The organism is Hohaiivirga grylli, from assembly GCF_039655745.1.
GTDB classification, from domain to species: Bacteria; Pseudomonadota; Alphaproteobacteria; order Rhizobiales; family Beijerinckiaceae; genus Hohaiivirga; species Hohaiivirga grylli.
Genome location: NZ_JBBYXI010000001.1, coordinates 304945 through 329500, shown reverse-complemented (window position 1 = coordinate 329500; position 24556 = coordinate 304945). Strand labels below are relative to the sequence as shown.

The following is a 24556-nucleotide window of genomic DNA, read 5'->3' as shown; positions in this document are numbered from 1 at the left end:
CCCGGTTTTTCCGGCTTAACAGTGGCGGAAAGGGTGGGTTTAATGTTAGAAGGAAACAAGGAACAGACTGTGGCTTTTCCGGATAAGGCACATGGTAAGGTAAGTGAGCGGACATGTATTGTCACGCGGGAGACTCTTCCTCCTGAAAAGCTTATCCGCTTTGTACTGGCACCGGATAATACCGTCACTCCTGATCTGAAGCGCAAGCTTCCCGGTCGAGGGGTCTGGGTTAAGGCGAATAAAAACATTGTTCGTCAGGCTATAGACAGGAAACTGTTTCCAAAAGCATTCAGAGCTGAAGCCAAGGCAGAAGCGTCACTGGATGACCTTATTGACGGGATTTTGCGTCAGGACTTACGTCAGGCGCTCTCTCTCGCTAATAAAGCTGGATGCGTAATCAACGGTTCCGCCAAGGTGGAAGCAACGATTACAAAACGGGATATTGTGGCTCTCATTCATGCGCAGGATGCTGCGCCGGACGGGCGTCGCAAGTTGTCTCAGGCACTTTATCGGTGCTTCGGAGATGACATGAAGGCCATTCCGGTTGCTGATCTCCTGACAAGTGATGAGCTCGATTTGGCTTTAGGCCGTACTCATGTAATACATGCAGCGCTTGTTCAAGGTGCTGGAAGTGACGGCTTCTTGAAATGCTGGCATCGCTATCATGATTATCATGGCAGCGAAGCTGAAAACGACCATCTCTCAACGGAGATGGAAATGGGATTGATTCAACCCCCAGGATCTGAGCGGAATGAGTGATACGAAAAACCCGGGTGACAAAACTTTACATGTGTCCCCCAAGACGCTGACCATGAAGCGCCCTGTCGAACAGGGTGTCGTTCGTCAAAGCTTCTCCCACGGCCGTTCCAAGGCAGTTGTGGTTGAGACAAAGAAGCGTCGTGTCATCGGTCCGGGCAGTGCACCTGCTGCTGCACCGAAGGACGAAAAGCCAGTTGTACAACAGACACAGGCTGCTCCAGCTCCTGTAAAACAGGCCAAACGCCCTGCAGATAACGCTGCCACTGGTAGCCTTTCTGATCATGAGCGTGATGCACGTCTTGCTGCTCTGGCAGATGCCAAGAAGCAGGAAGAAGAGCGTCAGCGCCTTGAACGCGAAGAGCAGGTTCAGCGCGAAAAAGCTGCTGCAGATGCCAAGAAGCGTGAAGAAGAAGAGCAGGCCCGTGCCGCTGCAGAAGCTGCAAAAGCTTCTGAGGCTGCCAAGCCTGCTGAAACAGCAAAGCCTGTTGAAGCTGCTGAGAAGCCTGCTGTTGCTGAAAAGAAACCAGAGCCTGTTAAGGCATCGGCACCTGAAAAGACGGGTGGCCCATCTGTCGTGCAGTCTGCTGATGCTGCCCGTCGTGGTGGACGTGATGAACGTCGCCCAATGAGCCTCGACCATCTGGCCCGCCCTGCTGCTCCGAAAGAACCGGAACCAGCCAAGAGCCAGCCGAAGCCTGCAGCAAAACCTGCTGCTAAACCATCGACACCACCACGTAGTGCGGCTGTCCGTACTCTGGCAGATGATGATGAATCCGGTCGTAATGCACGTACACCGGGCAAGCTCACCATGCCAGTCAAGGTTCCAAAGAGCCCGGGTGAAGATCGCCGTCGTGGCCGCCTGACTGTCACAAATGCTCTCAATGAGGGTGAAGAGCGCACACGTTCTGTGGCTGCTTTCCGCCGCCGTCAGCAGAAGATGATGGGCAGAGGCCAGCAGGAGCCAAAAGAAAAGCTTTCACGTGAAGTCACCATTCCTGAAACAATCACCATTCAGGAACTGGCAAACCGTATGGCTGAACGTGGCGTTGATGTTATCAAGTTCCTGATGAAGCAGGGTGAAATGCACAAGATCACTGACGTGATTGATGCAGATACGGCCCAGCTCGTCGCGGAAGAACTCGGCCACACCGTTAAGCGTGTTGCTGAATCTGACGTTGAAGATGGTCTGTTTGATACGCCTGATGCTGATGATACACTTGTGGCCCGTCCACCAGTTGTCACCATCATGGGTCACGTTGACCATGGTAAGACGTCATTGCTTGATGCGCTGCGCAAGACAAATATCGTGTCTGGCGAAGCCGGTGGTATCACCCAGCACATTGGTGCGTACCAGATCACATCACCTCTTGGTGGCAAGATCACCTTCATCGATACCCCAGGCCACGCCGCCTTTACAGCCATGCGTGCCCGTGGTGCCGGTGTTACCGATATCGTTGTTCTGGTTGTGGCTGCTGATGACGGCGTCATGCCTCAGACGATTGAAGCCATCAGCCACGCTAAGGCTGCCGGTGTTCCAATCATCGTTGCCATCAACAAGATCGACAAGCCGGAAGCCAATCCGGATCGGGTTCGCACCGAACTCCTCAGCCATGAGGTTGTTGTTGAATCCATGGGTGGCGACACACTGGAATTCGAAATTTCGGCCAAGACACGACAGGGTCTTGATACCCTGCTTGAAGGCTTGACCCTGCAGGCTGAAATCCTTCAGCTCAAGGCCAATCCTGAGCGTGCTGCTGAAGGTACGGTTATCGAAGCCAAGCTTGATCGCGGTCGCGGCCCGGTTGCAACAGTACTTGTTCAGCGCGGTACGCTGCGTACAGGTGATATCGCTGTTGCCGGTTCTGAATGGGGTCGTGTTCGCGCCCTCATCAGCGACAAGGGTGATCAGGTTAAGGAAGCTGGCCCATCCGTTCCGGTTGAGATTCTCGGCTTTAACGGCACACCAGAAGCCGGTGACCGCGTTGCCGTTGTTGAATCAGAAGCCCGTGCCCGTGAAATTACCGAGTACCGCACCCGTCAGAAGCGCGACCGCCAGGCCGCCCGTCTGTCATCCTCTGGTCGTTCGCTCGTCGATATGATGCGCGAAATCAAGGAAGGTGCAGGTCGCAAGGAATTCCCGCTGCTGATCAAAGCAGACGTGCAGGGTTCTGCGGAAGCAATCGAATCCGCTCTTATCAAACTTGGCAACGAAGAAGTCTCGGCACGCATCATTCACACAGCTGTTGGTGGTATCACCGAATCTGACGTGACACTTGCAGAAGCTTCCAATGCAATCATCCTCGGCTTTAACGTCCGTGCGCACAAGGAAGCCCGTGAAGCAGCTGAACGTGCTGGCGTCGAAATCCGCTACTACAACATCATTTACGATCTCGTTGATGATGTGAAGGCAGCAATGTCCGGCCTTCTGGCACCTACCCTTCGCGAAGAACGTCTTGGTGAAGCTCAGGTTCTTGAAGTCTTCAATGTCTCGAAAGTCGGTAAGGTTGCCGGTTGCCGCGTCATTGACGGTGTTGTCCAGCGCGGCGCCCATGTCCGCCTCATCCGCGACAGCGTCGTTATCCACGAAGGCAAGCTCTCACAGCTCAAGCGCTTCAAGGATGATGCTCGTGAGGTCACCTCGGGTCAGGAATGCGGTATGTCCTTCGAAAACTATCAGGATGTCCGTCAGGGCGACTTCATCGAGTGCTATCGCGTCGAAGAAATCAAGCGGTCGCTCTAAGCGACCGCCTGTACCAATAAGTATCAGGGCAGAGCCAGATTATGCGCGCAAATTATGTATATGAATTTGCTGATTTTCTGGCTTTGCGCCAAGCGGCGGCTAAAGATAAATCGTATAAGCAGTCAAATAAGAAATCATCTTACATCATTTATATTGGTAGTCTGATTTTTTGTCTGCTCATTCCTATCATCCTTATTACTTTTCCATCAATCAAGGCCAGCCTTGGTTTGTACATGCTTGACCCGTTCAGCATGTATCTTGGAACAGCTTTATATTACGCACTCATCATGTTGGGTTATCGGCTAACTAAAAAGATGAGATTGCAAGATATGTTTCAGATGATGACGGGTGCCAATAAAGAAATCACGAATACTTTGACCGAGAATGGTATTCAGGCCATCGCCTCGCATGTACAATCAGCCTGTGGCTGGCAATGTATTTTACGTATGGAAACGACATCGGAATATATGTTTCTCTTTATTGGACCTGCGGAGGCTTTTATTTTTCCAAAACGGGGATTTAAAAGTCAGGAAGATTTTGAATCTGCTATTGCTTTTGCGAAGCAGCGCGTTGTGCCAGAGGGGAACAGATGAGTAGCCCATCCGTACAAACTGCCCCAACTGCATCAATTAATATCACCTACATCTACGATCTTGCCTGTTACAGAGCACTTCAAAAAGAGGTTCAGAAAAATACACAAGTAAGGGCCATTTACCGACCGCTCATTTTGTATATTCTTGTTTGTGCTTTTACGCTTACTGCAGCAGCACCCGCTATCATTCAGTATCTGTCACTGGACGAAGGGATTATTACTAACTTTGCCTATATAGGTTTTATCCTTGCATCATTCTTACTTTTGCTTGGATTTGGTTGTACTTTTTTTCAGAAAATATCATCCAGAAGAGCTTATAAACTGGTTTACCACTCGAACCGTCAGATCACTAATCAGCTAACAGATCAAGGCATCAAGACAATTGATGAAACTCAGGAAGCACTGATAAAATGGCCTGCAATTATTAAGGTAACAGTGACGACAGATTATATGTTTCTGTTTCTTTCCGGTTTTAAAGCTCTTATCTTTCCAAAACAGGCTTTTAAAGTTCCATCTGATTTCGATGCTGCTGTCAGTTTCGCCCAGATGCACGTATCCAAAGGTACTCACAATGGCTAAACGCTTTGAAAACAAGGGCCCAACCCAACGACAACAGCGTGTTGCAGAGCTTATTCGCCACGCAGTCTCTGAGGTTCTATCTCGCGGCCTTATTCAGGATGATGCTCTGGCAAAATATGTCATCACAATTCCAGAAGTCCGGATGTCACCAGATCTGAAGCTGGCAACGATTTATACGATGCCGCTTGGTGGTGAAGGTGAAGATGAAGTCGTCAAGGCCCTGAACCGGCACAAGAAATTCCTGCGCCATGAAGTCGCTCAGCGGGTTAATCTGAAATTTGCACCTGATCTGCGTTTCATGCGTGATGACACCTTCGATGAATTTGCCCGGATTGATGCCCTGCTGCGCTCAGAAGATGTCCAGCGCGATCTAAAAAAGCCAGATCAGGATCAAGGCGACGAAGACGAATAAGCTAACCAGTAACAACCCAGTGAACTGACCTCTATGACCAGCGAAAACAAACAAAAACCAAACAGGCAGGCTCAATCAGAACGGCCAAAGAAGTACAACATCAGTGGCTGGGTGATTGTCGATAAGGATATTGGTGTCACCTCAACACGTGCCGTTTCCATGGTGAAACGTATTTTATCAGCCAAGAAAGCAGGGCATGCAGGTACACTTGACCCGCTCGCCTCGGGTATTCTGCCGATTGCGCTTGGTGAAGCGACCAAAACCGTTCCCTATGTTATGGACGGCGAGAAGTCATATGTCTTTACCGTCGAATGGGGCTCTGAAACCACAACAGATGACCGGGAAGGCGACGTTATCAATCGCAGTGATAACATCCCAACACGTGAAGAAGTTGAAGCTCTGCTGCCAGAATTTACTGGCATCATCCTTCAGGTACCGCCTAAATTTTCAGCCATCAAAATTCAGGGCGAACGCGCCTATGATCTGGCCCGTGACGGCGAAGACGTAGAACTCAAAGCACGCGAAGTTGAAATTGAGCGCCTTGAACTGATTTCCCACGAAGGCAACCAGACTGTTATCGCTGCAGATTGCGGTAAAGGCACTTATATTCGCTCTATCGCCCGCGATATGGGCCGTAAACTTGGATGCTTTGCACATATCGCAACTCTGCGTCGTACACGTGTGGGCCATTTCACGGAAGCGGATGCTATCCGCATCGATGATCTTGAGATGAATCCAAGTGCCCTACAGCCAGTTGAGCTTGGTCTTGGCGCCTTAACAGAAGTGACTGTTTCTCGTGATACAGCGGCCCGTTTGATGCGTGGGCAGTCTGCCCTCCTGCGCGGCCGCGACGCACCAATCTCAGGTAAGCTTTATGCAACCTGTGATGGTGTTTTGATCGCTGTTGGCGAAGTTGAAAAGGGCAGTTTTGTCCCTCAGCGTGTCTTCAATCTCGGTGCGTGAAACGCTTATCTGCTAATTGTAAAATCGTATAAGTAAGCCTTCTTTTTCTTTCAGAATTAAAAAAAGCGCTGCATAGTCCTCCCAGTTTTCAGGGAGAGACTGACCTATGCACCGTCTTTCGGTCATTTTACTTTCATTCTTTATTTTGCTGATTGTTGTGCCCCTTCAGGCCCAGAATTCTGACCGGAATTTTGCAGCAGCTAAAGAATATTACGATGATGCCCCGGAAGAGCTTAAAAGCATCACGCAATCACTGCTCCTGGCTTCTGGTTACAGGCGTGGGCTGACCATGACCGAATTTACCCCGGAACTCTATAAAGCCATCAGAGCGTATCAGGCCGATAATGGTTTAAAAGTAAGCGGCGTTATCGATAGCAGTTTTCTGAATAAGCTTCTGGACACAGGTATCGATTATCTGAAGAAGTGGGATTTCAAAGAAATCCAGCACCCGATGGCAGAGGCAAGACTCGTTATTCCATTTGGCCTTGGCCTATCCACACAGCGCGATCGCAAGTATCTGTATTACAAAAATAAGAAAAATGATTTCGTCATAACTTTTACTAGGGAAGATAATACAACCCTCAAGTTCTATTTTGACTTTCTCAATACCACGAACAAGCAACAGAAGAATAAGATACTGATTTCAAACATGAAATCAGATCATTTGATGTTTTCAGCCTTACATAAGAAGGATATTTTTCAATATGTTTTCTTCATTAAAGACAGAACAGGCATAACAGGTTTTCACATTTATATGCAGGACAGTCTCGGCAAGGCTGATCTTGAGCGCCTCATGGCCATAATGTCGAGTTCCTTGTATTCAAGTATCGAACGAAGAGACCCTACAGGGCCGTATTTTACTCTGGCGGCGTACCAAGCCCTCTTTGAGAGACTGGATGCAGAGCAACAACAATCAAAATCCGCTAAAAAACCTAAGCAGAAAGAGGAAAAGACTGAGAAAGCCTCATTTTCTTCAGGAACGGGGTTCTTTGTTGATGACAAAGGTCATCTCCTGACCAATGCCCATGTTGTTGATTCGTGCAGAAATTTTGTGGTTACAGCAGACCAGATTCATGATGCCCGTGCCAGATTAATTGCCAAAGATGACCGTAACGATCTTGCATTACTCAAAATTGAAGAGAAACCTTCAACGGTGGCGGTCTTCCGCACGAATGTGAAACTTGGTGAGCCAATTGCGGTTTTTGGCTACCCACTGACCAGCGTTCTCTCTACGAATGGCAACTTCACAGTCGGCAATATAACAGCTCTCTCCGGTATGGCGAATGATAGCAGGCATCTCCAGATATCTGCTCCAGTCCAGCCCGGTAACAGCGGTGGCCCTCTTCTTGATAGCAGAGGCAATATTGTTGGTGTCATCGTGTCAAAACTGAATGCCCTGAGCATAGCTGAAGCCGTTGGAGACATCCCGCAAAACATTAATTTTGCCATCCGGGCCTCTGTCGCAACAAGCTTTCTCAGTAGCAATAATATCCGCTACTCAGACACCCCCAGAACAGGGAGCATAATGGATTCTGTTACCCTGGCGGAACACGCCAGATTGAGTAGTGCCTTCATCCTCTGCAGATAAGTAAAAGCCACTCCCTTAATTATTGAGAGAAACCTGTTTTTTCTGCTGAAAGCAAATTATAAGATTATGATCTCTTAAGCTGAGGCGATCGAGAATCTTCAGCTCAAGACAGCTTTCAGGAGCGAATGATGAAGTTTTCCTATTATAATCCAACCCGCATTCAGTTTGGCGCCAATACAATTGCCTCAATCGCAACTCTTATTCCGAAAGAGAGTAAGGTTCTGGTGACCTATGGTGGTGGTTCCATCAAGAAAAACGGCATCTATGATCAGGTCAAAGACGCCCTGAAAGATTACGAATGGCATGAATTTTCAGGCATTGAGCCTAATCCGCTGGTTGAAACACTTGATAAGGCTGTTGCTGTTGCAAAGGAAAAGAAAATTGATTTTATCCTTGCAGTAGGCGGCGGCTCAGTCATCGATGGCAGTAAGTATATCGCAGCGGCTGCACTCTACGATGGCGAAGGCTGGGATATTCTTGAGAAGAAACACATCGTCACAAAGGCTTTGCCTCTTGGTGCAATCCTGACATTGCCGGCAACTGCTTCGGAATCAAACCCGACAGCGGTTATTTCCCGTAAAAGTACCCAGACGAAGCTGGCCTTCTCATCATCTGCTGTATACCCGAAATTTGCAGTTCTCGACCCATCCGCCATGGTAACTTTGCCGGAACGGCAGATTGCCAATGGTCTAGTCGATTCCTTCATCCATACCTGCGAACAATATCTGACATACCCGGTTGGGGCTCTCGTACAGGATGGATATTGTGAAACCCTTTTGAGAACACTGAAGCACTTGATTGAGCGCTTCAATGAACATGATGATCTCTTGTGGCAGGAAAACCTGATGTGGGCGGCCAATCAGGGTTTAAGTGGTCTCATCGGTGTTGGTGTCCCGCAGGATTGGGCAACACATCGTATTGGCCATGAACTGACAGCCATGTTTGGCATTGACCACGCACGTACCCTGACCATTGTTCAGCCTGCGCTTCTTCGCGAAATGATCTCTGATAAGGCAGCAAAACTGTCTCAAATGGGCCGCAATGTTTTCCACCTGCCACAGACATCAGATATTGCAGAAAAGACGATTGATGCAATTGAAGCCCTTTACAGAAGTATTGGGATGCCGGTTCGTTTTTCCGACTGTGAAATCACTGATCCGGAAACACCTGCAAAACTGGTTGCTGCCTTGAAAGAGCACAACATGATTGCCCTCGGTGAGAAAGGGAATATCACGCCCGAGATATCTGAAAAAATTCTTACGAAAGCGATGCGATGACCAAAGTTAGCCCTTTCCGAAATCCCAAAGCGCTACTTGTCGGTGTTGTCACGGGCGTTGTTTTCTTTGCCGGAACCGTTGGATTTTATGCTCTTAAGGGTCCGGAATATGTCACCGATAGCCGCCCTGGTTCAGTGACCGTCAGGCCAATTGTCAAAGACAACGCAGGTAAACACTTGGGCATGGCACTGGTTTTTGGCGCTGTAGGCTTCTACTTTGGCGCTGCAAATTTTGCTCGGCGACAGGCCCGCAAAGGCGAGACCCCAAAAGACAGTTGAGTCAATTTTACTGGCTTTTTGCTAAATTCTATGTCATGAGACAACAGCTTAGCTCCCAATGGAGCTGAGCTGTTTCCGTTTGCAACCTTGCTGGACGACATCCCGGCCAGGCCGAGAGACTGGAAAGTACTTGAAACTCTTTTATTGAAAGGAACTCCGATGTCGATCACTGCAGAGCGCAAAGAAGCGCTGATCAAGGAATACGGTAAGAAGGCTGGCGATACTGGTTCTCCGGAAGTACAGGTCGCAATCCTGACAGAACGTATTACGAACCTGACAGGCCACTTCAAGACACACGCCAAGGATAACCATTCCCGCCGCGGTCTTCTGAAAATGGTTTCCCAGCGTCGTTCGCTTCTCGACTACCTGAAGAAGAAGGAAGAGGCCCGTTATAAGGATCTCATCCAGCGTCTCGGTATCCGTCGCTAATTGTTCATCGGCTGCAAGGTTCTTTGCAGCCGTTTGACCATATGCAAAAAGCACCGCCCTTCTTCCGGAATTTTCCGACAGGGCGGTGCTTTTACAAAACTCCTGAAAAGGAGAACTCCCGTTTTCGATCATTATCGGAAATACACTTGTAAGTTCCGCGGGCATGGGGCCTGTCGGAGATTGTGATGGCCAGTGTGGCCATGGCAGGATTGCAAGGTGCTTTTATGAGCAAATTGTTGCTTTAAGGAGCCTCTTGTCGTCTTGCTCTGGATACCGTGCCATTGCATGAATGAAAGATGATATAGATGTTTGATATTCAACGTGAAGAATTAATGTGGGCTGACCGCAAGCTGGTTCTTGAAACCGGTAAGGTTGCCCGTCAGGCCGATGGCGCTGTTGTTGCAACATATGGTGAGACAACTGTTCTTGCTACTGTTGTTTCTGCAAAGGAACCAAAGCCCGGTCAGGATTTCTTCCCACTGACAGTCAACTATCAGGAACGTACATACGCAGCAGGCCGTATTCCTGGTGGTTATTTTAAGCGTGAAGGTCGCCCAAGCGAGCGCGAGACACTGATCTCCCGCCTGATCGACCGTCCGATCCGCCCTCTCTTCGTTGACGGTTACCGCAACGATACGCAGGTTGTTATCACGGTTCTTTCCCACGACATGGAAAATGATCCGGATATCGTATCCATGGTTGCCGCTTCTGCAGCACTGACACTGTCTGGCGTTCCTTTCATGGGCCCGATTGGTGCAGCGCGCGTTGGCTACATCAATGGCCAGTACGTCATGAACCCGCAGGTTTCCGAGTTCGAACAGTCTGATCTTGATCTGGTTGTTGCCGGTACAACAGATGCAATCCTGATGGTTGAGTCTGAAGCCAAGGAACTGCCGGAAGACGTTATGCTCGGTGCCGTTATGTTCGGTCACAAGCACTTCCAGCCAGTTATCGAGGCCATTATCCGCCTCGCAGAAAAGGCTGCTAAAGAGCCTCGCAACTTCGCACCGACAGATTTGTCCGCCGTTGAGAAGGCCGTTCTCAAGTTTGCTGAAAAAGATCTGCGCAAGGCCTATCTGCTGACAGCAAAGCAGGAGCGTTATGCTGCTGTTGATGCCGTCCGCGAAAAAGTCATGGCAGAGTTCTGCCCAGCTGAAGGTGAAGCCAAGTTTGACCCAGAACAGGTCAAGACAGTCTTCCACGACCTTCAGGCCAAGATCGTTCGCTGGAACATCCTTGACGATGGCAAGCGTGTTGACGGACGTGACGTCAAGACTGTCCGTCCAATCGTTTCTGAAGTTGGCGTTCTGCCACGTGCTCACGGTTCTGCCCTGTTCACACGCGGTGAAACACAGGCTCTCGTAGTTGCTACACTCGGCACCGGCGATGATGAGCAGATGATCGATTCCCTGACAGGAACCTACAAAGAAGCTTTCATGCTTCACTACAACTTCCCACCCTATTCAGTCGGTGAGACAGGTCGTATGGGTTCCCCAGGCCGTCGTGAAATTGGTCACGGTAAGCTGGCATGGCGTGCAATTCACCCTATGCTCCCTGCAAACCATGACTTCCCTTACACTCTGCGTGTGGTTTCTGAAATCACAGAGTCTAACGGTTCTTCTTCCATGGCTACCGTTTGCGGCACATCGCTCGCACTGATGGATGCCGGTGTTCCACTGGTTCGTCCAGTTGCTGGTATTGCTATGGGCCTGATCCTTGAAGACAAGCGCTTTGCAGTTCTGACCGATATCCTTGGTGACGAAGATCACCTCGGCGATATGGATTTCAAGGTTGCCGGTACTGACCAGGGTATCACATCACTCCAGATGGATATCAAGATCACCGGTATTACCGAAGAAATCATGCAGGTCGCACTGACACAGGCTAAAGACGGCCGTATGCACATCCTTGGTGAAATGTCCAAGGCTTTGACTTCACCACGCGCTGAGCTTGGTGAACATGCTCCACGCATTGAAGTCATGCAGATCCCAACCGATAAGATCCGTGAAGTTATCGGAACAGGCGGTAAGGTCATTCGCGAGATCGTCGAAAAGACAGGCGCGAAGGTTGACATCAGCGATGATGGCACAATCAAGATTGCATCCTCTGATGCCAAGTCCATCAAGGCTGCCTACAACTGGATTCGCTCAATTGTTGCAGAACCGGAAGTTGGCGTCATCTATGAAGGCACTGTCGTCAAGGTTATGGAATTCGGTGCATTCGTGAACTTCTTCGGCGCACGCGATGGCCTTGTTCATATTTCAGAACTCGCACCACGCCGTGTTGCCAAGGTTTCTGACGTGGTCAAGGAAGGCGAGAAGGTCAAGGTTAAGTTCCTCGGAGCTGATGACCGTGGCAAGATTCGTCTGTCCATGAAGGTTGTTGATCAGGAAACCGGTGAAGATATCACCGAGAAACTGAAGGCCGAACGCGAAGCGGAAAAAAACCGCGAACGTGACGCAGAGTAATCAAGAAAGCCCGCCGATATGGCGGGCTTTTTTAATGCATAACGTACAGATACGCTTTCTTTCGCAATATGGAGACGTTAAATGCATCTTAAACGCTGCTTACCTTATGTTGCTGCATTCACACTGATCTGCAGTGCAGCCAATGCCGAGGATTCCATGTTTGGTTATATCGGGACTTACAATCCAAAGGGAGAGGGCGTTTATCTCGTCGAAATGAACCCGCAAACGGGTCTGCTGACAAAAAAACGTATCGTATCTGAACTTCCAAACCCGGCACAACTTGTCCTGAATAAGCAGAGTACGGTTCTGTACGTTGCAAGCGAAGTTGCCAACTTTCAAGGCGGAAAGAACGGTTCTATTACTGCTTTAAAAGTAGACCGTAAAACAGGTGATCTCAAACAGATCAATCAGGTTGATGCTAAAGGTGCTGGACCGGTTTACCTTGCAACCACCAAAGACGATAGTCTGGTTTTTGTTGCCAACTATCAATCAGGTTCCATTGCCGTCTTCCCAACGGGTAAAGATGGCAAGCTTGAAGCAGAAACATTCGTGTTCCAGAGCAAAGGACTTCCAGGCTCAGCAAAACCCGAAGCTGCTGTTGAAGGTAGTTTTGCATTTTCTGATCACGATGGGCCACACGCCCATATGATTAATATCGACCCGAGCGGTAAATACGCATTTTCAACTGATCTCGGACTTGATCGCATCTATCAATGGAAAGTTGACGCCAAGACCAGAACGCTTGTCGCTAACGACCCTGCTTATATTGATGCATCCTCAAAAGGGGGAGGACCACGTCATTTTGTTTTTCATGCGAACAATAAGTTCTTTTATCTGATCAATGAAGAAGCCTCGACAATCACTTTCTATGAAATCAGTGACAAAGGTACCCTGACGGAAAAACAAAGCCTCTCAAGCCTGCCAAAAAACTATAAAGGCACAGCTTACGCTTCAGGCATTAGCATTAGCCCGGACTCCCGCTTCATTTATGCTGTTAACCGGCTGCATAACAGCATTTCAGTATTTGCCATTACCGAAGATGGCTATCTCAAACTGATCCAAAATACGTGGACACGGGGTGATTACCCCCGCACAATTGCACTGTCCCCGAATGGCAAATATCTCTACGCCTTAAATCAGCGTAGCGATAATATCACCACATTCGAAGTCGATACCCAGACTGGCAATCTGAAATTTACAGATCAGTTCACTGCAATCCCGGCACCATCACAGATGGTCTTCCTGCCGAATTAAGAAAATATATATTTGATCTCAGCTTTAAAAATTAAATTTAGATTGAGTTCCCAATATAAAAAAGAACCCTGCTTTCATTGCTAAAAGCAGGGTAAGTAAATAGCAGGACACTTTTGGGGGCTAAATCCTGCTATTGCAAATAAAAACGGGTATGCACATATCCAGCCAAGCTCATTACATAACTGGGTAAATCGATATATTTATATATCATGAATTCAGTTGCAATGAAACATCACAACTTAAGAACACCCCCTCATTAAATTTAGAATTTTATTCTCTACTTAAATATACTTACTTTTATAAGCTTAAAAATAATTAAGTCAATATCATTTTTAAAATTATTTAATTTTATAAATAAAGCGAATTTTTATATATATAATAAATATCCGCTTTATTTATAATAAAACTTATTTTTCTTTTAATAAAGCATCAAGTGCTTTATTGAAGCCTTTTGTTGAACCTTGGATTTTTACATCTTGCCCAGCATGATTACGGTAAGAGATAAAATAATTTTCTCCAACTTTCTTCATCATGGATATCTGCATATCTGTAGCTGTGACAGTTGCCGTACATAAAGGTGGCTGTACCTGACAGGCAATGAATGGCAGTTCAACAACTGTTTTATCATCTTTGTTCAGAATTTTGACAGGCGTATTCAACAGGGCATTAATCGGCACCTGAATGATGAATTGTAAATCATCTTTCTCAACCGAACGACCGAGCCCAATAACAGCAGCAACGCCCTGCTGATTATTTTTCTCGTCACGGACCACAATTGTTGACCGGATTTCGCAGGCCTTGATAACCTTGTCTTTATCGGTTCTGGAAGCACAGCCAAGCACCCATGCATCAAAGGCGCTAGATGTATTTGTATTGCTTGTCTGTTGTGCCACCGCCGGCATCATGGACATAAGTGCAAACGGCACGGCAAGGAGGAAACGACCACCCATTATGAATTCCTTTTTGTGAAATTAAACTGCCCCTTGGGAATCTGACCTTCTTATATTTCTTCACTTTCAGGTTGCGCAATACAGGATGCAACTTGAGCAGTTCATAACAAGAAATATAGGAGGGAAGCTAAGCAGATAGGCCGAATTGGATTTACCAAAAAATGTGCAGATACGCACATGTGTTACAGATAGACACCTGAAATAGTCAGTTCGTGCGATAATATTATTTGCATATTATAAGCAAGCTTAATATAGCTCTGCCTCCTGAATTACAGAGTACTGAAATGCCAGCAGATATCGACAAGGATCCTTTAATCCTGCTGCACATGGTCGGCAGACTTCTGCGTAATTATATTGATAAGCGCGCCCGCGATTTCGATATGACCAGAGCACAATGGATCATCTTGATGTATGTTTCCAGAACACCGGGCCTGACACAGCAGGAACTGGCTAATATTCTTGAAGTTGAAGCGATTACGATTGGTCGCTTGATCGACAAACTGGAACAGCGCAGCCTGATTGAGCGACGCAGAGACCCAAAGGACCGAAGAGTCTGGCGCCTGCACAATCTGCCTGCTTCCAACGATACAATTCTGGCAATTAACCAGATACGCAAAGATTTACTGACCGATATTCAGAATAAGCTTGGTGACAGCAAAATTACCGTCCTGATCGATGCCCTCCTGTCCATCAAAGAGCACATGATCCAAGAACGCGGTATTTGCGATTGCCAAATTGAACATTCAAAAGAGTAACTAAAATGCCCCAGACCGGCCCCGAAACCAAGAAGACGAAGCTGCCGAAGTTTATTGATAATCTGCTGTCCCCTGCCCAGAAAGAGGCATTACGTAAGCGTATCCGTACAATCCTGATGGGCGGTGGCGTTGCCCTTATTGCAATTGTAAGCCTGTTTATCTGGTGGCTGGGTGGTCGTTATGTCTCCATTGATAATGCCTATATCGGCGCAAACAAGCTTCTGGTTTCAACGGATGTTTCCGGCATTGTAAAAGAAATAAGTGTCAAAGAAGGGCAAACAGTCAAAAAGGGAGATATCCTCTTCCAGCTTGACCCTCTCCCTTTCCAGATATCTCTGGATAAAGCCAATGCGCAACTGGAACAGACCAAGCTGGCCATTGAAGCCATGAAGCAGGATTACAGCCGTATGCAGAGTGACATTGCGGCTCAGGTCTCACAGGTCAGCCTCGCAAAAGCTCAATATGACCGTTACAATGTACTGGTTCAGGACAATAACGTTTCCAAGGCCAATTATGATCAGGCCCGCTTTTCCTTGCAATCCGCTGAAAGTACTTTAGCCTCTCTCCAGCAGCAGGCCCGCACGCAGCTGATTAAACTGGGAGGATCAGCAGATATTGCTGTGACTGATCATCCCCAATACAAACAGGCCAAATCAGATCGGGACGAAGCCCAGCGTCAGTTTGATCATACAACTGTCCGGGCGCCCTTTAATGGCACAGTTACTCATACGGATTCCCTGCAGCCCGGCCAGTATCTGCCCGCTAATACGGCTGCTTTTGGCCTTGTTGATGACCAGGATGTCTGGATTGATGCCAATCCAAAAGAAACCGATCTCACCTACGTCAAGCCAGGTAATCCCGTTTCAATTTCCGTTGATACCTATCCAGGTAAGAAATGGCATGGAACAGTTGAAAGTGTTTCACCAGCAAGTGGTTCTTCATTTTCCATTCTGCCGGCACAAAACTCTTCCGGTAACTGGGTCAAAGTCGTTCAGCGTATTCCGGTTCGTATCAAGGTTGATCAAAGAGATGGTGACCTGGTTCTGCGTACAGGCATGAGTGTTGTCGTTGAAATTGATACCGGACATCATCGTTCTCTAAGCGAACTGTTCTGAGCGAAGACATAAAAATGAGCGCCCAGACCACAGCTGAAGCATCAAAGCCGACAGAAGAGACGGTTCCATTCCGGGGCATCGTCACTTTATGTACGATGCTGGCAACTTTGATGCAGGCGCTTGATTCAACAATTGCCAACGTTGCTCTGCCCTATATGCAGGGTACACTGGCAGCAACCTCAGACCAGATCACATGGGTGCTGACGTCCTATATCGTGGCAGCAGCAATCATGACAGCACCTGTTGGCTGGATGGCACAACGGTTTGGCCGCAAACGGTTATTCATTATCTGTATTGTCGGTTTTACAGGTGCATCTGTTCTTTGCGGATTAGCAACCTCTCTTTCTCAGATGGTCGCCTACCGTGTCCTGCAAGGCCTGTTTGGCGCCGCTCTCGTTCCTCTTTCGCAAGCAACCATGCTTGATATTTATCCGCTGGAAAAGCGTGGTTCCGCAATGGCGCTATGGGGCATGGGCGTCATGGTTGGCCCTATTCTTGGCCCAACACTTGGCGGCTATCTAACAGACGTCTTTGACTGGCGTTATGTCTTTTTCGTCAATGTACCCTTTGGTATTCTGGTCACGGTCGGCATTGCCCTCTGTATGCAGGAAAGTGACCGGAAAAGTGAGCTGAAATTCGACTGGATCGGCTTTGCCGCTCTTGGAATGGCTGTTGGTGCGCTCCAGCTATTGCTGGACAGGGGTGAGCAGGTTAACTGGTTTGAATCCAGTGAGATCATCATAGAAGCCATTCTTTCAGGCACTGGTTTCTACCTGTTCATCGTGCATATGTTGACAGCAAAGAAGCCTTTTATTCCGCCTCATATTTTTAAGGATGCGAATTTTGTAGCCGGGCTTTTCATGATCTTTGCTCTTGGAATGATCCTGCTGGCCAGTGCAGCTTTGCTTGCCCCCTATCTGCAGACGCTTGGCGGCTATCCGGTTGAACAGGCAGGTCTCCTTATGGCTCCACGCGGTATGGGAACAATGCTTGCCATGTCCATTGCAGGCCGTCTGACAGCCCGTTTTGATCCACGCATCCTGATCGCCTTCGGTATCTCATTACTTATCGTCACACTCTGGGAAATGAGCTACTGGACACCAGATGTCTCCAGGCAGACGATGATATCAGTCACTGTTGTTCAAGGGTTCGGGCTCGGGTTTGTCTTCACACCCATGTCCGTCATTACTTTTGCGACTCTTGACCCAAAGGCCCGGACGGACGGTGCTGCCATGTTTTCGCTGACCCGCAACATGGGTTCAGCTATCGGCATCTCAATCATGCAGTTCCTTCTGGCTCGTAACGTCCAGATTATGCATTCTACAATCAGTGAACATGTCACCCCCTTTAACAGGGCGCTGCAAACCGGTGCGCCGGCCGCTTATTGGGGAATTGATACCGCCTATGGGCCACAACTTCTGAACAATATCATCAATCGGCAAGCCAGTATTATTGCTTATGCGAATGACTTTCGCCTGATGATGTTCATTGCAATTCCGACCCTTCTGCTACTGTTCTTTATGAAACCACCGCAGATCAGGACAAAGCGCTCTGAGGTCAAAGTTAAATCTGATGAGCAACAGCACACTATAATGGATTAACTTAAGAAAAACGAGAGCCCTGTAAAACCTACGGGACTCTCATGGAAAACATAAAATTATTTCAGGTTGTCTTTGAAGAACGAAGTCAGTTTTGCAAACGGAATGATATCTGTACGATCATAAAGATCGACATGGCCTGCACCAGAGACAAGATAAAGCTCTTTTGGCTCGGCAGCACGTTCATAAGCACTCTCACTAAACTCTTTTGAATGTGCCTGATCACCTGTAATAAACAGCATCGGACGTGGGGAAATAGTCTCAATATCGTTAAACGGATAGAAGTTCATGAACTTCACATTACTGGTCAATGTAGGGTGTGTCGTGAGCTGTGAGGTCGTACCTTCTGGCGTAAACTCACCGCGTGGTGTGCGGTAAAAATCATAGAACTCTTTCTCAACTGGTGAAGACTTCTCATTGATTTCATGGACCGAACCACTGGTGTACTTTGTTTCCCCAGCGGTAAACTCGACATAACGCTGCTCAGCAGCATCAGCGATAATCTGCTTACGCTGTTCCAGTGTCAGGGAATTTTGCAGCGCATTCCGATTGGCAGAGCCCATATCGTACATACTGATCGTTACAATAGCTTTCAGACGTGGATCAATTTTTGCGGCGCTGATTGCAAAGCTTCCGCTACCACAAATCCCCACAACACCGATCTGGTTACGATCAATAAATGGACGTGTACCAAGATAATCAACAGCAGCACTAAAGTCTTCTGCATAGATATCCGGTGAAACGGCATTGCGTGGCTGACCTTCACTTTCGCCCCAGAAAGAAAGATCAATTGCTAACGTCACAAAACCCTGCTCTGCAAGTTTCTGAGCATAGAGGTTTGAGCTCTGTTCTTTAACCGCACCCATCGGGTGACCAACAATAATGGCCGGGTTCCTGGTATTCTGATTTAAGTTTTTAGGAATGAACAGATTACCAGTAACATTCATCTGATACTGGTTCTTGAAAGTCACTTTTTGCAGGGTAACTTTATCGCTTTTATAGAAATTGTCGGCTCCATTAGACATATCGGCTCCTGATGCAGAAAATGAACTGACGAACAGACCCATGATTAGGGTCAGCGCTTGTATGGTGAAGTGTCTCATTGTGATTTCCTCAATGGTCAATCTCGGTATGGGAGTGGCGGGAACAGGCGAAGGCTTCAGAGATTTTGACTTCCCCCTACCTGTGTTGTTGCTGGTCTTGGCGTGAGGTTAAGAATGTGAAAGCTGCAGCAATGATCAGCAGAATACTGCTCAGCCCGAAGGTGCTTCTCCAGCCACTGTAATCGAAAGCTAATCCGCCAATTGTCGAACCAAGAGCGATAGACAGTTGAATAACAGCAACCATCAGGCCGCCGCCTGCTTCAGCATCATCAGGCAATGTTCTGGCAATCCACGTCCACCAACCTGTTGGCGCAGCAGTTGCAATAAAGCCCCAGAAACCAAGTAATGGCGCAACAACCCAGACGCTGTACCCAAAAGCTATCAGCATCACGCTGATGATCACCATCAGGCAGGGAATGGAGACCAGTGTCATGTAAAATCCGGCTCTTAGGAATGAGCCAATAACCAACGTCCCAAGAAACCCGGCTACACCAATAATCAATAAGATGAGTGACAGTGTCGTCACACTGACATGCGTAACTGTTTCAAGAAATGGACGTACATAGGTAAAGAGCGAGAACTGGCCCATAAACAATAACCCGCAGGCTGCCAGTCCAATAACGACAACGGAATTAGAGAACAGGCTGAAAACAGTTGCAGGTTGCTTCGCCTTCTTGTCTGGCACCATCACAGGCAGGCTGAACCATTGCCATATGAAGGCTATGATCGTGACAGGTACAATACAGAAAAATGCACCGCGCCACCCAATAACTGCACCAAGATAACTCCCCAGCGGCGCAGCGATCACTGTGGCCAGAGCATTACCACCATTGAAAATAGCAAGAGCTTTTGCCACCTGATCCCGGGGTACCAAACGAATAGCCGTCGCAGCCGACATCGACCAGAAACCTCCAACGGCAATACCAATCAGCGCACGACCAGCCATATAAACCAGATAACTTGGGGCAAGCCCGATGATGGCACCTGAAACGGTCATAAGTGCCGTCATACCCAGCAACAGGATTTTTCGGTCAAGATTTCCGGCAAGCGTCGAAATAAACAGGCTGGTAAACACAGCAAAAGCGCCGGAAATAGCTATGCCCTGCCCGGCCAAACCTTCGCTCACATTAAGATCGGCAGAAATAGGCGTTAGTAAGCTGACAGGCATAAACTCGGATGCGATCAGTATAAAAACACATAAGGTCATTGAGAATACGCCGCCCCAGGAGGCGTCTTTTGAATTATCTGTCGTATCCCTCACCCGTGTCGGCATTCCCTAATTACCTCTGACTATTCGGTAGACATCAGCCGACCGAAACCGGTCGCTATCCACGCGATAACGTTGAAACGATTAATGTTATTAAAAAGCTGCGGCGTTTAACGCCGACATATGAAGTGTTCTGCTCAAAATCGCATGTCAGGAAGACAATGACTAGCTAATGAATATTTAATAGGTTTATAATCTATACTTATTAATTGATAGGTCCTAGATGAAACGTAACCTGAATGATCTTCTTTATTTTGTGACTGTCGCGCGTGAGGGCAGTTTCACACGCGCTGCTGCATTGCTGGGCGTAACACAACCAGCTTTGAGTCAGGCAATTTCAGCTTTTGAAGAACGTATGAAGATTCGTTTGCTGACGCGTACAACACGAAGTGTTTCTCCAACAGCAGCAGGAGAGCGGCTGCTAAACTCTATTGGCCATCGCATTGATGAGATTGAAACAGAACTGGATATGCTAACCGAGCTGCGTGATAAACCAGCCGGTACAGTCCGCATCACCTGCGGCCCGAATGTTCTTCGTACAATCCTGCTTCCCAAGCTGACTCCCCTTTTGCAGAAATACCCCGATATTCATATAGAGTTTGATGCCAATCACGGATTTCGAGATATTGTTGCTGATCGTTTTGATGCAGGGGTTCGGCTTGGTGATACAATCGATAAAGACATGATAGCCATGCCAATTGGTCCTAAACTACGCATGGCAGCCGTTGCTTCACCCGCATACTTTGAAAACCATCCAATTCCGCAAACACCACATGATCTGACCAACCATACGTGTATCAATCAACGTATGATCCGGTCAGGTGGTTTATATGTATGGGACTTTGATCAGGATGGTGGTGATCTGAATGTCCGCGTCAGTGGGCAGCTCACGTTTAATACCTCAGAGCATATCGTTGATGCTGCTTTAGCAGGGCTTGGTATTGCCTTCTTACCTGAAGAAGAATTTGGTCCTCATATTCAGGAAGGGCGTTTAATACGCGTACTTGAGCCATGGTGCCTGCCTTTTCCAGGCTATTACCTTTATTACCCAAGTCGCAAGCAACCATCACCTGCCTTTTCGCTTGTGGTAGATGCTTTACGAATGAGGCGAAAAAATTAGCAAAAAGCCCGCCGGATGGCGGGCTTTTCGTTTCTTTATCGGATATTCGCTTAGAAGCTGTAGCGCAGACCACCGGTGAGGCTGACACCTGACACGCCCGACTTGCCAACACGGTGCTGGTAAGCAACATCGCCATAAACTGACAGGTTCTTGCTGACCGTCGCATTCACACCAAGGCCACCCTCGATTGAGGTACCAAAGTCGCCAATGCGGAACGTATCTCCAAGATACACCTTGTTGCTGTTGTTGAACGTGTGAAGCATATTCGCCTTCGCATAAACCGTGATCAGGCTGTCAGCTGACTGTGTGTAAGTCTTCGAAAGACGAGCACCAACACGCGCCGTTACCTGATCAATATCTCCAAGACGAACCTCGAACATGTCAACGTCAAGCTTACGGTCAAACATCAGACGCTGGTAAACAACCTGAGCCTGCGGTTCAAGAACAACACCGTTCAAGAAGTGGATCGGGTAACCCATCTCAAGAGAGGCCGAGAATGTCTGCCCACTCAGAGAAGCTGTCTTGCCACGATACGTTGTCGAGACATTACCGTCGAAGGCCCCATATGACAGGATACCGTCAACATAGAAGCCGCTGTTATGCAGATATGTTGCAAAGGCAGAGACTGACCACTTATCCAGACGGGTCGAGTTTGTACCGTTCACATTCTTCGGATCAAAGGACACGGTTCCAACAGTACCCGCAACACCCAAACGCAGAATACCTTCCTGAGTTTCAAGCGCATAGAGGCTGCCACCCATCTGCATGGCAGCATAGTTGATATCCGCATCATAACCATAGCGGTAGGCATTACGGTTCGACTTATAGTTGTAAACACCACCATAACCACGGATGAAGAACTCACCCGTGCCACTGTTACGGCCTGTCAGACGATCATCACGGATCTCACCAAGACGCTGGTGCAGACTGGACATATCCTGAAGACCGGCATGGAACAGCGCCGTTGGGGCAATAAGATAATTCGCAACCTGCGGAGCAACCGCACGTACACGCTCAGGTATGATGATGGCTCCACCACCGCCATTACCACCACCAGTGGACGGGTGCTGCGGGTCAGTCACACCCGGATCAACAGGTGGAATAACCGGCTCAACATATACACTCTGCAAACGGTAATCCCAGAATGGATTTGATCCACTTACCAGACGCTGCGTCTCGTCTGCTGCACCGTTTGTAGAGGTAGGGCCATAAGCATACAAAGAATATTGGTAGGGTGAGCCAACTGCCGTAACATAACCACCCAGAAGCTGGAATGAGCTCTCGCTGGCATCACCTGATACCTGAACAACTGAGATACCGTTGGAGGCTCCATTGGTTGTCAGATCAGTCAGCGCACCTGTGCCACCTACCATCGGCTGGATAACAACCGAAGTTGTTCCTGAGACACTGCCATTGACCAGAAGACGGTCTGTCTGCTGATTGGACAGAGCACCACCTTCATTGAGGAAGGTATTCAGCTTCAGTGTTGCACCACTACCATTGTAGACAGGGGCAGCCGGATTAGCGAGGACACCCGCACCAACGATCAGGGTCTGATAAACACCAGATACCGGTGTCGCAAAGCTGATTGTACTGTCAGTCACCGACAGGGTCGAAACAGAGGAGAATGTCAGACCACTGGATGACGGTGCAACTGTCCATTCCGAACCATTCTGGAGATTCAGGTTCGTGGTGGATGTCCCATCAACTGCCGCCGTACCGGTGAACGTGCTGCTATCGGAAGTCAGGTTCAGATTTGCCGAGTTACTGGCAACCAGCAGATAATCACCGGAAATGGATGAACCACTGGTAAAGGAAGCAACCGTATCACCACCCATCAGGGAGATAGCTGTCCCCTGCGGCGTAGAAACCGTACTGCCTGAAACGTTAAACGTATTCTGGTTAGCTGTATCCACCACAGCCAGCCCCTGCGTATCCACACCCGTCAGGTTGATTGTCGTGTTATTCAGGTTGATGGTACTGTTATCAGTAGCGTAAGCGCCGATAGCAGATGCTCCGGGCAAATTAATCCGGCTGTTATCAAGCGTAACTGTCGACGTGCCTGTCGCATAACCTGCTGTAATCGAAGCCGCAGAGGAGATCACATCAACATTATCAAGCTTGATGGATGTATTATCTCCAGCATAGGCAGCGGTCGTCGAAGCACCATTGAGGGTGATTGAACCACCCGTCAGAGTAATCGTACCATAAATGGTTGCATTAAGGCCGTTCGCCTGTTCTGTTGTGATATCGGTATTGGTCAGATTAACAATGGCATTCCGCCAAATATTAACTGCATGTGCATCCTGTCCGGTTGTAGTCAATGTCAACTGGTCGCCCCTGACGACCGTTGAGCCAAGCGTAGAAGCCCGCGCGTAAAGAGCATAAGCCCCATCTCCATAAGTCTCGACCAGCCCGTTATCCAGACGAACACGCCCGTTAACATAAGCATAAATGCCAAAAGGGGTTGTCTGCGAGAGTGCGGAAGTCCTTGTCGTAACAGTGAAGTTCTTCATACTCAGGGAAATATCGGATTCATCGGTGATAGGAAGCTGGCGAAAAGAATCAACTGCTGCTGCGCCCCCTGTCATGGTTATAACAGTTCCATCCAGATTGACCGTAGCCATATTCATAATTGCAACTGAACGGTAATTTTCAGCCGAAACTGTCATTGTGCCGCCATTCAGATAAACAGTGGCATCATTATTTGCAGCTATGCCACGAACGTATCCAGCATTCGCAGCGGTTGATGTACCGTTTACAGAATTGTTTATATCAATGGTGACGTTATTGAAAGTAACAGTTGTATAGGCAGCTTCCAGCGCATCATTCACGGATGTGATTTTTCCACCTTCCATGATGACCACGCCACCAGCACCCGTGGCTACGATACCTTTGCCTTCTGCCATATTGACATTTATCAATGTCGCTTTAGCACCCTGCCCTAGAAAAATATTTGCCATGCCATAAATAGGGTTAGTCTCAGCTGCCAGAAGGGTCAGATTGGAACCAATAAAGGTACCATTAACACCAACCACGATCGCGCTTTCGTCTACTGAATTCGCGGGGTAGTAATTCAGATTACGGTATGTCCCGCCATCCTGTTCTATAGTTTGCCCGGCACCAACTTTAATTTGCTGCGCCATAGCCCCACTGGAGGCAAGCCCGAAAGCAACACCAGCGACAGAATATAGAAAACAATTCTTCTTCTTGAGAAAACCCTTGAAGTACATACTGCCCCCCTGAATTCTATAGAAAAATATCTCTAATTTAAAATTTATTTATACTATGAAATTATCATTTATGTTG

Annotated in this window: 20 protein-coding genes; 16 read left to right on the top strand and 4 right to left on the bottom strand. The window is 48.1% G+C overall.

Features of this window, described 5'->3' with window-relative positions; genetic code table 11:
• Positions 1 to 42 precede the first annotated feature (42 nt).
• From WJT86_RS01445 to WJT86_RS01390, 12 genes are all read left to right on the top strand, one after another.
• Positions 43 to 759, top strand: a complete 717-nt coding sequence (locus WJT86_RS01445; protein ID WP_346335716.1) for an RNA-binding protein — start codon at positions 43 to 45, stop codon at positions 757 to 759.
• Positions 752 to 3499, top strand: a complete 2748-nt coding sequence (gene infB / locus WJT86_RS01440) for a translation initiation factor IF-2 (protein WP_346335715.1) — start codon at positions 752 to 754, stop codon at positions 3497 to 3499. Before WJT86_RS01445 ends, infB begins: the two co-directional genes overlap by 8 nt.
• A 41-nt stretch (positions 3500 to 3540) precedes the next feature.
• On the top strand, positions 3541 to 4092 hold the full coding sequence (locus WJT86_RS01435; RefSeq protein WP_346335714.1) for a YcxB family protein: 552 nt from the start codon (positions 3541 to 3543) through the stop codon (positions 4090 to 4092).
• The gene (locus WJT86_RS01430; RefSeq protein ID WP_346335713.1) at positions 4089 to 4670 is read left to right on the top strand and encodes a YcxB family protein; all 582 of its coding nucleotides are present in this window, start codon (positions 4089 to 4091) and stop codon (positions 4668 to 4670) included. Before WJT86_RS01435 ends, WJT86_RS01430 begins: the two co-directional genes overlap by 4 nt.
• On the top strand, positions 4663 to 5082 hold the full coding sequence (gene rbfA / locus WJT86_RS01425) for a 30S ribosome-binding factor RbfA (protein ID WP_346335712.1): 420 nt from the start codon (positions 4663 to 4665) through the stop codon (positions 5080 to 5082). The genes WJT86_RS01430 and rbfA overlap by 8 nt, the downstream gene beginning before the upstream one ends.
• Positions 5083 to 5115: 33 nt before the next feature.
• Complete coding sequence (truB, locus tag WJT86_RS01420) at positions 5116 to 6045, top strand: tRNA pseudouridine(55) synthase TruB (protein ID WP_346335711.1); 930 nt, start codon at positions 5116 to 5118, stop codon at positions 6043 to 6045.
• A 106-nt stretch (positions 6046 to 6151) separates the two neighbouring features.
• Positions 6152 to 7633 (top strand): serine protease, encoded by a 1482-nt coding sequence (locus WJT86_RS01415; RefSeq protein WP_346335710.1) that lies wholly within the window; start codon positions 6152 to 6154, stop codon positions 7631 to 7633.
• A 125-nt stretch (positions 7634 to 7758) separates the two neighbouring features.
• Complete coding sequence (locus WJT86_RS01410) at positions 7759 to 8910, top strand: iron-containing alcohol dehydrogenase (RefSeq protein WP_346335709.1); 1152 nt, start codon at positions 7759 to 7761, stop codon at positions 8908 to 8910.
• Positions 8907 to 9188: a hypothetical protein gene (locus tag WJT86_RS01405; protein WP_346335708.1), complete on the top strand. Its 282-nt coding sequence runs from the start codon at positions 8907 to 8909 to the stop codon at positions 9186 to 9188. The genes WJT86_RS01410 and WJT86_RS01405 overlap by 4 nt, the downstream gene beginning before the upstream one ends.
• 159 nt (positions 9189 to 9347) lie before the next feature.
• Positions 9348 to 9617, top strand: coding sequence for a 30S ribosomal protein S15 (rpsO, locus tag WJT86_RS01400; RefSeq protein WP_346335707.1), 270 nt, complete (start codon positions 9348 to 9350; stop codon positions 9615 to 9617).
• A 305-nt stretch (positions 9618 to 9922) separates the two neighbouring features.
• The gene (gene pnp / locus WJT86_RS01395; RefSeq protein ID WP_346335706.1) at positions 9923 to 12085 is read left to right on the top strand and encodes a polyribonucleotide nucleotidyltransferase; all 2163 of its coding nucleotides are present in this window, start codon (positions 9923 to 9925) and stop codon (positions 12083 to 12085) included.
• Positions 12086 to 12166: 81 nt separating this feature from the next.
• Positions 12167 to 13339: a lactonase family protein gene (locus WJT86_RS01390; protein WP_346335705.1), complete on the top strand. Its 1173-nt coding sequence runs from the start codon at positions 12167 to 12169 to the stop codon at positions 13337 to 13339.
• Positions 13340 to 13746: 407 nt separating this feature from the next.
• Here the strand turns inward: WJT86_RS01390 and WJT86_RS01385 are convergent, their stop codons facing one another.
• Positions 13747 to 14289 (bottom strand): invasion associated locus B family protein, encoded by a 543-nt coding sequence (locus WJT86_RS01385; protein ID WP_346335704.1) that lies wholly within the window; start codon positions 14287 to 14289, stop codon positions 13747 to 13749.
• Positions 14290 to 14573: 284 nt separating this feature from the next.
• On the opposite strand from WJT86_RS01385, the gene WJT86_RS01380 reads away from it, so the two are divergent.
• Genes WJT86_RS01380 through WJT86_RS01370 form a run of 3 tightly spaced genes read left to right on the top strand, consistent with a single transcriptional unit; the run spans position 14574 to position 17760 of the window.
• On the top strand, positions 14574 to 15044 hold the full coding sequence (locus WJT86_RS01380) for a MarR family winged helix-turn-helix transcriptional regulator (RefSeq protein ID WP_346335703.1): 471 nt from the start codon (positions 14574 to 14576) through the stop codon (positions 15042 to 15044).
• Positions 15045 to 15049: 5 nt separating this feature from the next.
• Positions 15050 to 16159: an HlyD family secretion protein gene (locus WJT86_RS01375; RefSeq protein WP_346335702.1), complete on the top strand. Its 1110-nt coding sequence runs from the start codon at positions 15050 to 15052 to the stop codon at positions 16157 to 16159.
• 14 nt (positions 16160 to 16173) lie between these two features.
• Positions 16174 to 17760: a DHA2 family efflux MFS transporter permease subunit gene (locus WJT86_RS01370; RefSeq protein WP_346335701.1), complete on the top strand. Its 1587-nt coding sequence runs from the start codon at positions 16174 to 16176 to the stop codon at positions 17758 to 17760.
• Between the two features lie 56 nt (positions 17761 to 17816).
• Here the strand turns inward: WJT86_RS01370 and WJT86_RS01365 are convergent, their stop codons facing one another.
• Together WJT86_RS01365 and WJT86_RS01360 are read right to left on the bottom strand one after the other, a co-directional pair.
• On the bottom strand, positions 17817 to 18782 hold the full coding sequence (locus WJT86_RS01365; RefSeq protein WP_346335700.1) for an alpha/beta hydrolase: 966 nt from the start codon (positions 18780 to 18782) through the stop codon (positions 17817 to 17819).
• 154 nt (positions 18783 to 18936) lie between these two features.
• Positions 18937 to 20133, bottom strand: coding sequence for an MFS transporter (locus WJT86_RS01360; RefSeq protein ID WP_346335699.1), 1197 nt, complete (start codon positions 20131 to 20133; stop codon positions 18937 to 18939).
• Positions 20134 to 20350: 217 nt separating this feature from the next.
• On the opposite strand from WJT86_RS01360, the gene WJT86_RS01355 reads away from it, so the two are divergent.
• On the top strand, positions 20351 to 21247 hold the full coding sequence (locus WJT86_RS01355) for a LysR family transcriptional regulator (protein ID WP_346335698.1): 897 nt from the start codon (positions 20351 to 20353) through the stop codon (positions 21245 to 21247).
• Positions 21248 to 21297: 50 nt separating this feature from the next.
• On the opposite strand, the gene WJT86_RS01350 is transcribed toward WJT86_RS01355, so the two are convergent.
• Positions 21298 to 24480: an autotransporter family protein gene (locus tag WJT86_RS01350; protein WP_346335697.1), complete on the bottom strand. Its 3183-nt coding sequence runs from the start codon at positions 24478 to 24480 to the stop codon at positions 21298 to 21300.
• Positions 24481 to 24556 lie beyond the last annotated feature (76 nt).